Source organism: Mesobacillus maritimus, assembly GCF_023715205.1.
Classification (GTDB): domain Bacteria; phylum Bacillota; class Bacilli; order Bacillales; family Cytobacillaceae; genus Mesobacillus_B; species Mesobacillus_B maritimus_C.
In genome coordinates, this window is the sequence record NZ_JAMBNR010000020.1 from 25,091 (window position 1) to 40,855 (window position 15,765).

Consider the following 15,765-nt stretch of genomic DNA (forward strand, 5'->3'; position numbering starts at 1 on the left):
ATAAAAAACTATTCATAAATAAATTTTAAAACTAGTAGGCTCCACTTGGAGTCTGTTATTTATTCCTTATTCTCATTTAGATACCTATATCATCAATTATAGTAGAAAACTATCGATACTTTCCGCCGATAATCTACTCCTTTTAATTGAGAATATTTTATTAATATTTGAATGAATTGAGAATAAAATGTATCAGAGAATAATAGACAACCAATTCAGCCCAGTAAAACGGGGTTTTTCTCTACTATTGAACATTACTCTCAATTTTTTTCTATTACTATTTAAAATTAGTATAAATAAGCTTGACGTTTTAATAATACTCATATTATAATAATTATAAATTAAGATTGATTTTCAAATTAATCTTGATTTAGAAAAATATAGTGTCAAAGAGATGTAAAGGGAGGACGAAACATGAGCAAAAAGCTTACTACTAGCTGGGGAGCCCCAGTAGGTGACAATCAAAATTCAATTACAGCCGGGTCACGCGGACCTACTTTAATTCAAGATGTACATTTATTAGAAAAACTAGCGCACTTCAACAGAGAGCGTGTTCCTGAGCGTGTCGTTCATGCGAAAGGTGCCGGTGCACACGGCTATTTTGAGGTAACAAATGATGTAAGTAAATATACAAAGGCAAACTTCCTTTCTGAAGTAGGTAAGCGCACACCGATGTTCATTCGTTTCTCAACTGTTGCCGGTGAGTTAGGTTCTGCAGATACAGTTCGTGATCCACGCGGATTTGCCGTTAAATTTTATACTGAAGAAGGAAACTACGATATCGTAGGAAATAACACACCTGTGTTCTTTATCCGTGATGCTATTAAGTTTCCTGATTTTATCCATACACAAAAGAGACATCCACAAACACATTTAAAAAACCCAAATGCGGTTTGGGATTTCTGGTCATTATCTCCTGAATCCCTACATCAAGTAACAATTTTAATGTCCGATCGTGGTATCCCTGCAACACTTCGTCATACGAATGGATACGGAAGTCATACCTTCAAGTGGGTTAACGAAGATGGAGACGCTGTTTGGGTGAAGTACCACTTTAAAACTGACCAAGGTGTCAAAAACCTTGATGTAAATCTGGCAGCTAAACTTGCTGGGGAAAATCCAGATTACCATACTGAGGATTTATTTAATGCCATTGATAAAGGAGATTTCCCTTCCTGGACTCTTTCTGTTCAAATCATGCCAATTGAAGATGCAGATACGTATAAATGGGATCCATTCGATGTTACAAAAGTTTGGTCTCAAAAGGATTATCCTCTAATTGAAGTTGGTAAAATGGTACTTAATAAAAACCCTGAAAACTATTTTGCTGAAGTAGAGCAAGCTACTTTCTCCCCTGGAAACTTTGTACCAGGAATTGAAGCATCACCAGATAAAATGCTTCAAGGACGTCTATTCGCTTATGCTGATGCACATCGTTACCGTGTTGGTGCTAACCATAACGCACTTCCAATTAACCGTCCTAAAGTAGAAGTAAATAACTATCAGCGCGATGGATTTATGCGTCCAGATAACAACGGCGGAAGCAGTGTCTACTATGAGCCAAATAGCTTTAGTGGTCCTAAAGAGTCACCAGCAGACCGTACCACTCCATTCCCAGTATCTGGCGTGGCAGAAAGCGTACGTTATGATCATGACGACCATTATACACAAGCTGGAGACCTTTATCGCCTAATGAGCGAAGAGGAAAGAACTCGCTTAGTAGACAACATTGTTAACGCAATGAAACCAGTTGAATATGATGAAATCAAACTCCGTCAAATCAAACACTTCTACAAAGCAGACCCAGAATACGGAACTCGGGTAGCAAAAGGACTAGGCCTAGAAGTCCCTGTTGAGGTATAGAAAATACAAAAAGGTCGAATGTATCAGCATACATTCGACCTTTTCCTACTAGTAGATATTCTTCTTATGAGCAGGCTCTTTTCTCAAACCTTGTTGTTTTTCAAAATAAAATGAAGAGAAATCACTTTATTTTCACCTGGAAGGACTTTTTAGATTAGGAGAAAATGGCCAGCAAACTTAGTACAAACACTCAAAATGGCTGATTCTGCGTTAAAATCAGCTTTTAGATTTTAACAACAAATTGTTACGAAAACAACCTATGAGTAAAATACGCAAATCTTTTCTCTATCAATCTCTTCAATTTTAAAGTCCATATCATAGACTTCATTTAATACGCTCGGATTGATAATCTCATCTGTTGTGCCTTCTTTGATTACACGACCATCTTTCATCGCTACAATATAATCAGAATAACAAGAGGCAAAGTTGATATCATGAATGACAATCACAACTGTTTTTCCAAGTTCATCTGTTAGCCTTCTTAAGGTTTTCATGATTTGAACAGAATGCTTCATATCTAAATTATTTAACGGTTCATCAAGAAGGACATACTCTGTATCTTGAGCAATGACCATCGCAATATATGCCCGTTGACGTTGCCCACCACTCAATTGATCTAAGTATTTGTCTTGGATTTCTTCTAACTCCATATAGCGAATCGCTTCATTTATAAACTTACGGTCTTCTTTTGTTAATCTTCCTTGAGAATAAGGAAAACGACCAAAAGAAACTAGTTCTTTCACCGTTAAACGAACATTGATATGGTTAGATTGCTTCAGAATTGAAATCTTCTTAGCTAAATCATTATTCTTACACCGTGTAAGATCCATTCCATCAATGTAAATTTCCCCTTCATCTTTTGCGATCAATCGGCTAATCATAGAAAGCAATGTACTCTTACCTGCACCATTCGGTCCGATAAAAGAGGTAATTTTCCCTTTGGCAATTTTAACTGAAACGTCAGTGATTACATTTTTATTATTGTACCCTTTAAAAACATGTTTAACGTCTACCATGATTTACGCTCCTTTAACAGCAGATAAATAAAATACACTCCGCCAATAAAATTGACAATAACACTTAAAGTGGTATCGAAAGTAAAGACTCGTTCGACAATAAATTGACCGCCTACTAATGCAATAATCGAGATAAAGATTGAACCTATAATTAAAATACTATGCTTATAAGTATTTAGAAACTGGTAAGCCACATTCGCTACCAATAATCCTAAAAATGTAATTGGGCCAACTAGTGCAGTTGAAATGGAGATAAGAACTGCAATGACTATTAATAATCGTTTTACGATATAGTCGTAGTCAACACCAAGATTTATGGCCTGATCTTTTCCTAGTGACAAAACATCCAAATATTTAATAAGCCTTAACGAGTATAAAGCGACTAAAATCACCAAAACCGTGGAAATAAGCAATAAATCTGTTTTTACATTGTTAAAACTTGCAAACATTCGGTCTTGGACGACCATAAACTCATTCGGGTCAATTAAAACCTGCATAAACTCTGAAATACTTCTAAAGAAAGTACCAAAGATAATCCCCACTAACAGCAGAAAATAGATATTCTCTCCGTTTCCTCTGAACAATATCTTATACAGGAAACTCGCAAAAATCACCATTAAAATAACGGAAACAATAAAATTAATATTTTCGTTTGTAATGGCAAAACTCATTGAGCCAAACACAAAAATCAAAAAAGTCTGAATTAACAAATACAAAGAATCGAGACCAATAATGCTTGGAGTCAAGATTCGGTTATTGGTAATGGTTTGAAACACAACAGTTGCAAAAGCAATTGTTGCCCCTGTTAATATTATCGCATATACTTTTTTCAGCCTTCGAGGTAATGCATAATCCCAGTTGCTTCCTAAATCTATAAAAATAAAGGCTGCAGCTAACAGAATCGATACCACTACTAACGCTACCAGTTTACCCTTATTACTCATATGCCTTTCTCCTCATAATCATGTAAAGAAAAATTCCGCTACCAATGACTCCAACTGTCATGCCGATTGGAATTTCATATGGATAAATAATCACTCTGCCCAATATATCACAGGCTAAAAGAAAAACTGCTCCTAACAAGGCTGTATGAGAAAGGCTTTTCTGCAAATGATCTCCGCGGTACATCGTTACGATATTCGGAATAATTAACCCTAAGAAAGGAATCATTCCCACCGTCAAAACAACAATTGAAGTAATTAAAGCAACGATTGTTAATCCAACATTCGTTATATGCTTATGATTCAAACCTAAATTTACAGCGAACTCTTCTCCCATACCTGCAATTGTAAATTTGTTCGCATATAAATAAGCAATAATAATAAGTGGAATGCTAATGTAAAGTAGCTCATAACGTCCTTGGATCATCATCGAAAAATTCCCTTGCAACCAAGAAGACATGTTTTGAATTAAGTCCTCTTTATAGGCAAAAAAGGTCGTAATCGAACCTACAATGCTACCAAACATCATTCCCACAAGCGGAATGAAAATTGCATCCTTAAACTTCACTTTTTCTAGAATTCTCATAAAAATAAAGGTACCTAGTAGAGCAAAGAAAAAAGCAACTAACACTCTTACCAATTGGCCTGATCCAGAAAACAACATCATTGAAACCAAGATTCCAAATCTAGCTGAGTCTTCGGTTCCGGCGGTTGTTGGAGAAACAAATTTGTTTCTCGTTAATTGTTGCATAATCAATCCAGCTATTCCCATCCCAATACCAGCAAGAATGATTGCCATCAATCGGGGAAATCGACTTACCATGAGAACATGAAGTTGTTCCTCCGATAACTGAAATATCTCTAATGGTGAAATATCCTGTACCCCAATAAACAATGAAGTGATTGATAAAATGATAAAAGCGAGAATTAAGTAAATAAGTTTCATTGTGAATTCCTTACTCTTTCTATGAAGTCCTTATTAAATCGTTGATGAAAAATGGCCATTCACCATCCTTCAATCAGGATTTGATAAACCTTTGAGGTCATTGATTATTGCCTCTAATTAAATGATAATGATTTTCAATGTCGAATGCAATGACTATTTTGTGACAGTGTATAACTTTTTTACATTTTTCATAATTTAATCGCTAATGTAATGAGAAACTTTACTATAAAAGAGTACTTAAACAAAAAGACTACCTTTAAAAGGTAGTCTTTTTGTTTATAATTTATTCTTGCTCATTTTCTTCTATCGAATCACTTTTATTCGTGTACTTATATTGAGAGCGATTAACAGGTGTAAAGTTTTCCGGCGTGTAGAATCGCAATAAGTCACCATTTACTACTTTATCCGAAAGCTCTAACTGCTGTCTCACAATTTGTTTATATTGTGCAAACTCGTCGGTTTCTTCTATCAGTTCCCCAGTTTCCGGGTCGTAGTATTTCTCATTAACAGAAGTAACCTCTGGACTGACAAAATCTCCGTTACGGAATGCTACTAATTCACGATGCTCATCAGATAGTAAATCCGTACCTAGTTGGACGTATTTTTCTGATTCGATTCCAAGCAAATGTAATAGCGTTGGCAATAAGTCAATTTGTCCACCAAACGTATGGTTCACTCCACCTTCTAAACCTGGTGTATGAATGATTAACGGCACTTCTTGTAATTCTGCTGATAAAGCAGGAGTCACTTCTTCCCCTAACACAGTTTCCATTGCCTTATTATGATTTTGTGAAATTCCATAGTGGTCACCATACATGACAATAATAGAGTTCTCATATAAACCAGATTCTTTTAAGTCATCGAAGAACTGTTTTAGTGATTCATCTGCATATCGAGCCGTTTGGAAATAATTATCAACCGATTTATCCCCTGTCGTATGCTTATCCAGGGTTGTTAACTCTTGATCCATCGTAAACGGATAATGGTGAGTTAGCATAATAAATTTAGAATAAAACGGCTGTTGTAGTGATGTTAACAATGGAATGGACTCTTCAAAAAATGGTTTATCCATTAATCCATAGTTAGTAACATGTTCAGGTCTCATATCATAATAGCTTGAGTCAAAAAACTTATCGTACCCAAAGGATTTATAAATTTCATCACGGTTCCAAAATGACCTTGTGTTACCGTGGAATACAGCTGACGTATACCCTTTTTCTTGTGCTAGAATCGCTGGAGCTGCTTGATATGTGTTAAGACCTTTCATTGAAAAAGCTGAACCTTGTGGCAAACCAAACAATGAATTTTCAAGCAAGAATTCTGCATCAGCCGTTTTCCCTTGAGCTGTCTGATGATAGAAATTATCAAAATACAGCGTGTTCGAATCACGAGTTAAAGAATTTAGAAACGGTGTTACCTCTTCTCCATGTAGTTCATAGTCTATTAAGAAGTTCTGAATGGACTCTAAATGGAGATAGATAACGTTTCGATCCTCTGCAATTCCAAAATACTTAGGATTTGGTTCTGCAAATTTTGACTGAGTATAGTTAATCACTTCAGTGATGTCATTGCTATCGGCCATTACTCGTTGTGCTGAAGCTTTTGTACTTTGGACAGCATCATAGACTGTGTAGTTGTACATTCCGAGATACTTTACAATATAGTTACGGTCAAAGGTTCTTGTTAACAACTGCGGACGGTCTGCTTCAGCCATTCCTAAGTTGGCACTGAAAATAGCAAGCCCAAGTAACAGAACGGCTGCAATCTTTTTCCCGCTGATTTTTCTAGTATCCAGTTGGATCAGATTTAACCGTTTTGATGCAAGAATCGCAATTAGAACAAAGTCAATAAAGAACAGTACATCGTAAGGCTTTAACAGTGTAAATACACTAGAACTTACATCACCAAAGTTTTGCGTTTGGAATAATGTTGGTAGTGTGATGAAGTCATTAAAGAAACGGTAATAGAGTACGTTCGCATATAATAAAAAGCTAAGGACAAAATAATTAATAAGTAACCAACGGTATTTTTTTCGTTCTTTTCTAAACAAAGCCAGTCCTAAGAAAAGAATTGCTGAAGCAAGCGGGTTTAAGAACAATAAGAACGATTGAATGGAGTTTTCTACTCCGAGAGAGAACTGCGTTAATTGAACAGTATAAGTTTTGATCCATAATAATAATACGGCTAAAAAGAAAAACCCCATATAAGTATTGAGAGATCGTCTTCCAAAATTTATGATGCTCTTCATTTTTTCACCTGCTTTTCTTTTAAAGTTGCAATAGTTTTTCTAGTATATTTATATTTTGCTTTAACGAGTTCCGATGAAGAACTTCCGGTTACAAAGACATAATATACTCCAGTTTATCTAAATTGTAAAGTGGAAATATCCTCTATAATTCGACAATGCCTCCATCTTCCTCTTTGTAAAAAAAGCTTTACTCACAAAGATTCCTCTTCTCTTTCATGGCATTGCTAAATTTTTTCTTCCACTATTAGTGCTTCATTTTTAGTGTAGGTCTATCCCTTCTACCAAAAGATAAATAAGCAACAGTATCTTCTTATTATAGCTACCATTTATCATTCATAACTCTTCCAAAGCTTTATTACTGGCTTTTTCTATAACTTTAATCGTAACATCCGCCTTGTTGATTGTTTCTATCCATTTCCTTGTAAAAGATGGCTAATAGCATAATCACCGTATAAATTCGCTTCATATAGTAAATATAATAAATAAAGATTTGAGGTGATATCATGGGATTACTTAATGCCTTTCAAGATTGGAAAGACGCTCGCTATCAACGCCACGTCTCCGAAATGCAAGCACAAGACAAATGTCCGGACTGTTATGGGCGAGGTTACCACATCTTCCCGGCCACAGAGTTCATTTATAATATCGCTCCGTATGACTGTGAAGGATGCAATGGGACTGGTCGTTTTTCTGAATGGACAAACATAGGCGAGACAACTTGATTTTATGAAGACATTTAACCAAATATGCTTTTTTTCAAGACCATACAAATAATGTACTGGTCTTTCATTTGGTGTATGATAGATACTAGTTATCTTTTAGGGAGGAAAATAGATGAATAACAAAAACAAATTCCTTGGATTTATTGGTACATATACGAAAGGTGAAAGCAAAGGAATCTATTCTTTTACTCTTAATCCTCAAACCAAAACAATCGAAAACTTAGATGTTGCAGCTGAGTTGGAAAACCCAACTTATTTGGCTATCTCAACGAATGAGAAGTTTTTATATTCAGTTGCAAAAGATGGATCCTCTGGCGGGATTGCCTCGTATTCGATTTCAGAGAACGGAATACTTGAATTCATCAATCACACACTTACTGAAGGTGCACCACCTTGCCATGTGAGCGTTGGACCTGATCAATCCCTTTTATCCACTAACTACCATAAAGGGACAGTGGATTACTATCATTTAACAGATAATGGTGGCGTTCAAGCAGCTAGTTCGGTTAAAGAACATCACGGTTCCGGTCCAGACCCAAGACAAGAAAAAGCCCATACCCATTACGCTAGCTTTACACCAGACGGAAGATATGTCGTTGTTGTGGAACTTGGCACAGACAAAATTCACACCTACCGGATTGTTCAGAATGAATTAATCCATCAGAATGCCCTGTCTACTAAACCTGGTAGTGGCCCTAGACATCTGGTATTCCACCATAGTGAACCTATTGCCTATGTGATGACTGAATTTAGTTCAGAAGTGATTGTCCTCCGATATGACAATGAAAATGGAAGCTTTGAAACTTTGCAGACCATTTCTACACTACCTAGTGATTTTGCCGACAATAACCAGGGCAGCGCCATCCATATTTCTTCAGACGGAAAATTTATTTATGCCGGTAACAGAGGACATGATAGTATCGCCGTTTTTGCAGTCAACCAAGATACATTCCAGTTAGAATTTATTGAACATACATCTTCTTATGGGAATTGGCCAAGGGACTTTATTCTCGATCCTTCTGAAGCATTTCTTATCGCGGCAAATCAAAATTCAAATAATTTATCTTTGTATGCTCGTGATCATAAAACAGGGAAGCTAACACTCCTGCAAAAAAACATTAACGTACCTAATCCAGTATGCGTAAAATTCCTGAAAAACAACTAAAAAGTATATTAATAGTATGAACGAAGGCACCCTCGGGTGTCTTTTGTTGTTTCTATATTCAATTATGACAATACTGTTCAAATCTTTTTTACAGAAGTTTGAAATTTCCCTCCCTTCAGATTCCTCTTTCAAAACATTTGATATTCTTAAAGCGTAAACAAAATAAGAGCAAGGAGTGATTAGAATGTTGATGAAAACTTTACGGAACAATAACATTGTTGCAGCTATTCTTGCAGTGATTCGGATTTACTTAGGTTATGCTTGGTTTTCAGCCGGTTATCATAAGATCATTGATGGTTTCGATGCAACAGGCTTCTTAAAAAATGCGATTGCAAATCCCGTAACAGGTCCAGACGGATCCGCTGTCTATGGCTGGTATACCACTTTTATAGAAGCCTTTGCCATCCCTAATGTTGAACTTTTTAACTTCTTGATTCCTTGGGGAGAAGCTGCAGTCGGACTGGGTCTGATGCTAGGGTGTTTAACAACAGCCGCTGCTTTCTTCGGATTAGTAATGAACTTCGCCTTTTTCTTTGCCGGTACAGTTTCTCATAATCCAACAGACATTCTCATGGGCTTCTTTATAGTCACAGCTGGTTACAATGCAGGAAAATTCGGTTTAGACCGTTGGGTTATCCCATATATTCGCAAAAATCTTTTCAAACTAGACACGTCTGTTTCCGATGAAGTTGTTTAAATATGATGAACAGATTCCTTCTTCATATAAAGGAATCTGTTTTTCTTTTATTCAGGCTCTTTTCTCAAACTTTGTTGCTATTAATACAAAGAGAAAAGGTAATAGCTGTGTTTTCACTGAATAGCAATTTTTAATCAGGAGAAAAGAGCCTGTAAACTTAGTATGAACGCATAAAATGGTTTAACAGGCGTTAAAATCGCTTTAGGATTTTAACAACAAAATTCAGGAAAATAGCCTTTATTTATTCAAGGATAGGGATTCTAATCGTAAATTTTGTCCCTTGATTTTTTTCGCTCTTCACAGTAATTTCACCATTATGCATTTCAACCAAACGCTTAACAATTGATAACCCTAGTCCAAATTCACCATATGGATTCGTTCTCCGTGATAAGTCTGCTTTATAGAAACGTCTCCAGATTTTCTCGATTTCTTCCGAATTAATTCCAATCCCAGTATCTTCAATCTCAATTACACTATCATGTCCATTCATTTTTCCTCTTAAGGTGATTGTACCGTTCGTAGTAAATTGAATACTGTTTTTTGTTATGTTAATTAGAATTTGTAAGATTCGATCATAATCTGCAACAACCATAGCCCCTTTCTCAACATCAAGAAAGATTTCATTTCCTTTTTCCTTTGCTTGTAAATATAATTGCTCTTTGATAATTTCGAGCAATTCCTCTAATTCAATTTCTTCCTTCATTAGTTTTACTTGGTTTGATCTTATTTTTTCGTAATCCAAATTCTCATTAACAAGCCGAATCAACCTTTTTGTTTCTTTACTAACTAAATTAATACCTTTTTCCCTTTCTTCCTCAGGAATCATGTCATTCTTTAAACCCTCAATTACCCCGCTAATCGTTGTTAGTGGAGTTCGCATTTCATGAGAGACGTCTGCCATAAATTGCCTTCTGCGATTTTCTAAGCTCTCAATTTCCTCCATCGATGTGTTGATTTTATCGACCATATGATTAAAGTCTTTCGCCAATTCTCCAATTTCATCAAAATCAGAGGAAGGGACGTTCACATGATAATTTCCTGAAGAAACCATTGAGGTTGCCGCTTGAATTTTCTTAATCCGATTTACATGAACCTCTGATAGTAGCCAACTTAAGAGCAGCGAAACTCCTAACGCAATGAGTGCGGCATAAAATAAATAATGATTAATTTGAGTAATCATTTCTTCTGTGCCCTCGATGGGAGCTGTTAATAATATCCCCCCAACGAAGTTCCCCCGAACTATATAAGGAACCACCACAAAAGATACCTCTTTTTCAAACCGTTTCAAATCAACCTTACTTACAATGGTTTTTCCTGACTGTAACCTCTTCCACTCACTTTCCGTTAATACAAGAGCAGGCCCTCTCCAACGGATTGGGTTAAGAAGATTAATTTGTTCATCAAAAACGCTAAATTGGATATCCCTTCCAAACAGAACATTTGCGTATTGTGTAATAACTTGTTCTGGACGTTTTTCCCCTCGTTCCAATTCAAATAAAATATTTTCCCCATAATTAATCAATTCATCTGTCTTCTCGGTGTAAACGAGGTTCTCAATATATTGAGTAAACAATAAACTTAATACGATAAAAGCGGCTAATAATACACCAATATGGCTAAAAATCTGTTGATACAGATATTTAACTTTCATTCTTTTCCACCGACTCATCAAATTTATAACCAACTCCCCAAACGGTGTGGACAAGTGGTTGAGTCGGAGTGCCTAGTTTCTTTCGTAGCCTTTTCACATGAACGTCAACTGTTCGTTCATCTCCATAAAACTGGTAGCCCCATACTCTTTCTAATAATTGTTCTCGAGTGAACACTTGACGAGGATGTTGAGCAAAATAAGTTAACAAATCAAATTCTTTGGGTGTTAAATTGCTCACCAGGTTTCCATCTAAAAAAACCTCGCGTGAATCCTTATCAATTTTTAAATGCTTTGTATGGAGAATACTTTTATGATCTTCCGTACTATTTTTTTGATAGCGTCGCGAAACTGCCTTGATACGGGCCATTAGCGCTAGTGGGCTGAAAGGTTTTGTTACATAATCATCTGCTCCCATTTCAAGCCCTAACACTTGGTCTGATTCGCTATCTTTTGCCGTTAACATTATGATTGGGACTTCACTATTATCTTGGCGAATTTTCCGACAGAGTGTGACACCGTCCATACCAGGTAACATCCAATCGACAATTAAAAGATCCCACGTCCCTGTTTTAAATTCGTTATATCCTTTTAGACCATCATGGACGAAAGTTCCATCCATCCCTTCCTTTTGGAAAAACATTTCAATCATTTCACAAACACTTTCATTATCTTCTATCACTAAAATTCTCATTTTAATCTCCTCATCATTTCCAACTTTCTATTTTAACGTAGCTCTTCCACCTTTGTTATTCAAGCAGTACCAACGATATTTACATATTTTTTCTTTCTTTATTAATAATTTGTTCATACTCTTTGTTCAAAGCTAGATTAATTCTGTCCCCTCTAGTCTTTCCAAGATTTTGCGTTTTTGGTATAGCATAATTCCAGACTCTGCTACATCATGAATCATTGATCGGTTCGCAAATGCTCCAAAGAGAATTCCCGCAATTGGAATCATTTGCAACAATTTCTTCCATCCAAATTGATCCATATAAGTGACCGTTACTTCCCTCCATCCTTGGAGTTGCGAAATCATCTCTTGTGATTGCACTTCACCATAACTAGATAATTCATTTAAAATCGCTTCTTTCCCGACAATGTCACTTGAAGAGAATTGGAGACATTTTAGGATAAAAATTCTTTCTTTTCGATCATTCGGGTCATAACCATGTAAAATCGCAATATCTTGGAGCGTTTTTAAAGAAAGTGTTAACAAAGCAGGAATGTCAATTGCCAACGTAAAAAGACCACCGATGCCTGTCCCCGCTCCTTGAGCAGTTGCTACCTTTTTTTGCTGATCTGCAAGACTTAAAGACAGTTCCTTCATATCTTTTACAGAGATTTGTTGTAAATCAGCAAGGTTGTTTACCTCTGTTCCAGTTTTCCTCTCAACTAACTTTAAAACCCTCTTTTCATTTGAAAGATATCTCCCACCATTTTGGATATAATTCCCCAACTCATCTAGAAGAAGACTTATTTTTTCTTGGATAAATTTTGGCGTCAACTTATCTAGCATCTTAAATGGAAGTCGACCGAGACGCTCCCAAAACCATAAACCCTTTTGGTCTTTTTCCCATTTTTCAATTGTCGTAAGTTCGTTTAATAGTTCGTCGCGCGTTTCCATTCTCTAATCCCCTATCGTATGTTTCTAGTTGTATGACGTTTTATATTTATCAAAGGTTTCATTGGGAGATAAACCGAAATAGACTCTATTTGTGTGAAGCCAATGCAATAGAAATCTACCAATTTTTCTTACTACATAAGAAAAAACCACATCAAAAGATGCGGTTAAGTTAGACTAATGGGGTTGTTTATTCTTCATTAAGATAGAAATATACAATAATATTGAGATAAGGACTGAAATTCCTGATGTTAAATAAATACTAGAATATCCCCAAAGATGACCAATTTGTCCAAAGAGAATCGCACCAACACCAACCCCAAGGTCAAAGAATGAGAAAAATGTGGCATTGGCCATTCCTTTTCTATTAGCAGGTGCTTTTTCAACTGCCCAAGCCTGTAAAGCTGGTTGAATCGAACCGAACCCAAGACCATAAAAGGCAGCTGCTACAAAAAGCGTCAAACTATTTGGAAGCCAAGCTAATAAGAGCATTGCAATCAAAATCAGTGTAGTTCCCGGTATAAAAACAGCTCGATGGCCTTTACGGTCGTATATTTGTCCAGCAAATGTCCTAGAGATCATTAGGAAGAGTGCATATAACAAAAAGTACCACTCAATCCCCATAACCCCTTTTTGGGTCGAATATAATGGAAGAAATGTAGCAATACCTCCGAAAGTAACCGTAATAAAAAACAATAATAAGGATGGCTGTAATGCACTTTTTTCATATACATCCCATTTTGCCTTTTGAACAGGCACACTGGGTTTCTCAACCTCTCGATAATGAATTCTTGTCGCCATTATAAAAGCAATGAGACCGAGCAGCGCACAGAATAAAAATAAGGCTTTAAAAGACAAGACTCCTACAAGAGCTAGTCCTAGTGTTGGACCTAGCGCCAAAGCAAGATTTCCTGAGAGTCCATAATATCCTAAGCCCTCTCCTCTTCGACTTGCTGGCACAACGTCTGTCGCAATCGTCCCGGAAGCGGTTGTTGAAAACCCCCAACCAACTCCTTGAATAATTCTTAGTAAAAACAAAAGAATGATTCCGCCTGCAAACCCGAACAACCCTACTGAAATGACAAAAATAAGCAGGCCATACAAATAAACAAATTTCCGTCCTTTTGTTTCAAGAGCATGACCAGCGTATGGTCGAAGCAAAAGTGAAGAAAAAGTAAAGATTCCCACCACGAGTCCGATCAGTTGATCATTTCCCCCAAGATGTTCCACAAACAGCGGAATCGTCGGAAGTGTCATTTGAAATCCAAGAAAAATAAAAAAATTAGCAAAACAGATTAAAACAAAGTCTTTCGTCCAAATTTTTTCCTTTCCGACATTATTTTTGCTAACAAGTTGTTTCTCCATATAATCCTTCTCTCTATGTTCATTCGTTTTAATATGACAATTGTCTGTCTAGCCCTTTATACCTCACTTTAAATAATCATTTTAAAGATGGTTAGTACTAAACCAATAAAAAAGCCACAAACAGCACCATTAACCCGTATCCACTGGATATCTTTCCCAATATGATTTTCCATCATATCAATTAATGTCTCAGTCTCTAATTTATCTAGGTTTTCCTTTACTAAAGCCCCAATCTTTGAATGGTTCCTTTCAATTAATAAGGCCACTTGTGAATGGATCCACTTTTCGATAGCAGTAACCTTACTGTCATCCGCCTCTAAATCTGTAAGAAAGCGAAGAATCATTGGGATTACTTTTTTATCAACAAAATCCTCTTGGTTCACATACTGTACCATTCTTTCCTTTGCTTTATCCAATAATTGGTTTAATGGGCTTTCAAGTTTCAGATCATCAACCAGTCTATCTTTCCAGTCGTTGATTTCGTTCATGAGTTGCTCCCGCTTATCAATTTCAACCAGTTCTTTTCGAATCCATTCTAAAATCAACATTCGATAGCGGTTATCTGCTTTTCTAACATTGCGAATACGGTTCAATAGAAAAGTTTGCATCATTTGACCTAATCGTTCCTCATTCATAAACTGATTAAATGATTGAATGGCAAACTTAAGGAGGCCATCTGCTTCACTTGTTTCAATTAGCTGTTTCCCTAATTTCCCCATTGTCTGTTTCGCTTCAGCTGTTTTCGCCCACTTTTCTGTTTCTTGTAAAATATAGTCAAACGCCGATTCATCATAACCGCGGGTAACAATTCCATCAGCCACCGACTTCAAAAACCTTGGAGCATCGACATCATATAAGTAATGCTTTATTTCTTTTTCTAATAGCGGTGATAATTGTTCAAAGTTCATCTTCTCAATTGTTTCATTCAAGAACCTTTGAATAATCGCTTTTGTATAAGTCGAATCCAATTCTTTACGAATAATATTTAAGATTTTATCTGTAAAACTAATTTTTTTCATTTTCTCGGTAATACTTGTCACCGTTAACCACTCATTCTCCAACATACGTACCAACGCCTTGGTAATTCGATCCCGATTTTTCGGTAGTAGAGCGGTATGAGGGATTGGTATTCCTAGTGGATGTCGAAACAAAGCCGTAACTGCAAACCAGTCTGCTAGCCCACCGACTAGTCCTGCTTCAAATCCGCCTTGTAACAACCTTCCCCATAATTGGTCTTGAACAGGAATCGTTGTCAAAAACCCCGCTCCCATGATGGCTAATGATATACCAGCTAAGTATCTTGATTTCTTCTCTTGTTTATTCATAAAATCTCCCTCAACCTATGTAATAATCTTCCTATATTATTGTATAGTTTTCTTCCATTTTCAAACATCTATCAAAACAATTTTCATTCTTTTTTCAAACTATATTCAAAAATCTCTTTGTAATCCCCTCTAAACCATCAACTTGCAAATGCAAAATGAAGGCGTAAAGTTTGTTGTTAAAATCCTAAAACTGATTTTAACGTAA

12 protein-coding genes are annotated in these 15,765 nt (G+C 36.2%); 3 read left to right on the forward strand and 9 right to left on the reverse strand.

Annotation, left to right across the window (positions count from 1 at the left end):
• Nucleotides 1–414 precede the first annotated feature (414 nt).
• Nucleotides 415–1,863, forward strand: a complete 1,449-nt coding sequence (katA, locus tag M3182_RS22355) for a catalase KatA (RefSeq protein ID WP_251560217.1) — start codon at nucleotides 415–417, stop codon at nucleotides 1,861–1,863.
• A gap of 257 nt (nucleotides 1,864–2,120) precedes the next feature.
• Here the strand turns inward: katA and M3182_RS22360 are convergent, their stop codons facing one another.
• The 4 genes from M3182_RS22360 to ltaS all read right to left on the reverse strand — a co-directional run bounded on the left by M3182_RS22360 (nucleotide 2,121) and on the right by ltaS (nucleotide 7,014).
• Complete coding sequence (locus M3182_RS22360) at nucleotides 2,121–2,879, reverse strand: iron ABC transporter ATP-binding protein (protein WP_251432097.1); 759 nt, start codon at nucleotides 2,877–2,879, stop codon at nucleotides 2,121–2,123.
• Nucleotides 2,873–3,823: an iron chelate uptake ABC transporter family permease subunit gene (locus M3182_RS22365; protein WP_251560219.1), complete on the reverse strand. Its 951-nt coding sequence runs from the start codon at nucleotides 3,821–3,823 to the stop codon at nucleotides 2,873–2,875. Before M3182_RS22365 ends, M3182_RS22360 begins: the two co-directional genes overlap by 7 nt.
• Complete coding sequence (locus M3182_RS22370) at nucleotides 3,816–4,766, reverse strand: ABC transporter permease (RefSeq protein ID WP_251432101.1); 951 nt, start codon at nucleotides 4,764–4,766, stop codon at nucleotides 3,816–3,818. The genes M3182_RS22365 and M3182_RS22370 overlap by 8 nt, the downstream gene beginning before the upstream one ends.
• A 283-nt stretch (nucleotides 4,767–5,049) precedes the next feature.
• Nucleotides 5,050–7,014 (reverse strand): lipoteichoic acid synthase, encoded by a 1,965-nt coding sequence (gene ltaS, locus M3182_RS22375; RefSeq protein ID WP_251432103.1) that lies wholly within the window; start codon nucleotides 7,012–7,014, stop codon nucleotides 5,050–5,052.
• Between the two features lie 834 nt (nucleotides 7,015–7,848).
• On the opposite strand from ltaS, the gene M3182_RS22380 reads away from it, so the two are divergent.
• Together M3182_RS22380 and M3182_RS22385 are read left to right on the forward strand one after the other, a co-directional pair.
• Complete coding sequence (locus M3182_RS22380) at nucleotides 7,849–8,901, forward strand: lactonase family protein (RefSeq protein WP_251560222.1); 1,053 nt, start codon at nucleotides 7,849–7,851, stop codon at nucleotides 8,899–8,901.
• Between the two features lie 184 nt (nucleotides 8,902–9,085).
• Complete coding sequence (locus M3182_RS22385; protein WP_251432107.1) at nucleotides 9,086–9,598, forward strand: DoxX family protein; 513 nt, start codon at nucleotides 9,086–9,088, stop codon at nucleotides 9,596–9,598.
• Nucleotides 9,599–9,839: 241 nt separating this feature from the next.
• Here M3182_RS22385 and M3182_RS22390 read toward each other — a convergent pair whose 3' ends face one another.
• The 5 genes from M3182_RS22390 to M3182_RS22410 all read right to left on the reverse strand — a co-directional run bounded on the left by M3182_RS22390 (nucleotide 9,840) and on the right by M3182_RS22410 (nucleotide 15,560).
• Entirely contained in the window at nucleotides 9,840–11,249 is a 1,410-nt protein-coding gene (locus M3182_RS22390) for a sensor histidine kinase (protein ID WP_251560224.1), read from the reverse strand.
• Nucleotides 11,239–11,940 (reverse strand): response regulator transcription factor, encoded by a 702-nt coding sequence (locus M3182_RS22395; protein WP_251432110.1) that lies wholly within the window; start codon nucleotides 11,938–11,940, stop codon nucleotides 11,239–11,241. The genes M3182_RS22390 and M3182_RS22395 overlap by 11 nt, the downstream gene beginning before the upstream one ends.
• A 132-nt stretch (nucleotides 11,941–12,072) precedes the next feature.
• Complete coding sequence (locus M3182_RS22400; RefSeq protein ID WP_251560226.1) at nucleotides 12,073–12,873, reverse strand: EcsC family protein; 801 nt, start codon at nucleotides 12,871–12,873, stop codon at nucleotides 12,073–12,075.
• A 174-nt stretch (nucleotides 12,874–13,047) separates the two neighbouring features.
• The gene (locus M3182_RS22405; RefSeq protein WP_251560228.1) at nucleotides 13,048–14,235 is read right to left on the reverse strand and encodes an MFS transporter; all 1,188 of its coding nucleotides are present in this window, start codon (nucleotides 14,233–14,235) and stop codon (nucleotides 13,048–13,050) included.
• Between the two features lie 68 nt (nucleotides 14,236–14,303).
• Entirely contained in the window at nucleotides 14,304–15,560 is a 1,257-nt protein-coding gene (locus tag M3182_RS22410) for a DUF445 domain-containing protein (RefSeq protein WP_251560230.1), read from the reverse strand.
• Nucleotides 15,561–15,765: the final 205 nt, after the last annotated feature.

Excerpts from the sequence above, each read along its gene's own strand:
- M3182_RS22365 (WP_251560219.1), bottom strand. The coding sequence starts at position 3,823 with ATGAGTAATAAGGGTAAACTGGTAGCGTTAGTAGTGGTATCGATTCTG.
- M3182_RS22400 (WP_251560226.1), bottom strand. The coding sequence starts at position 12,873 with ATGGAAACGCGCGACGAACTATTAAACGAACTTACGACAATTGAAAAA.
- katA (WP_251560217.1), top strand. The coding sequence starts at position 415 with ATGAGCAAAAAGCTTACTACTAGCTGGGGAGCCCCAGTAGGTGACAAT.
- ltaS (WP_251432103.1), bottom strand. The coding sequence starts at position 7,014 with ATGAAGAGCATCATAAATTTTGGAAGACGATCTCTCAATACTTATATG.
- M3182_RS22380 (WP_251560222.1), top strand. The coding sequence starts at position 7,849 with ATGAATAACAAAAACAAATTCCTTGGATTTATTGGTACATATACGAAA.
- M3182_RS22390 (WP_251560224.1), bottom strand. The coding sequence starts at position 11,249 with ATGAAAGTTAAATATCTGTATCAACAGATTTTTAGCCATATTGGTGTA.
- M3182_RS22395 (WP_251432110.1), bottom strand. The coding sequence starts at position 11,940 with ATGAGAATTTTAGTGATAGAAGATAATGAAAGTGTTTGTGAAATGATT.
- M3182_RS22360 (WP_251432097.1), bottom strand. The coding sequence starts at position 2,879 with ATGGTAGACGTTAAACATGTTTTTAAAGGGTACAATAATAAAAATGTA.
- M3182_RS22410 (WP_251560230.1), bottom strand. The coding sequence starts at position 15,560 with ATGAATAAACAAGAGAAGAAATCAAGATACTTAGCTGGTATATCATTA.
- M3182_RS22385 (WP_251432107.1), top strand. The coding sequence starts at position 9,086 with ATGTTGATGAAAACTTTACGGAACAATAACATTGTTGCAGCTATTCTT.
- M3182_RS22405 (WP_251560228.1), bottom strand. The coding sequence starts at position 14,235 with ATGGAGAAACAACTTGTTAGCAAAAATAATGTCGGAAAGGAAAAAATT.
- M3182_RS22370 (WP_251432101.1), bottom strand. The coding sequence starts at position 4,766 with ATGAAACTTATTTACTTAATTCTCGCTTTTATCATTTTATCAATCACT.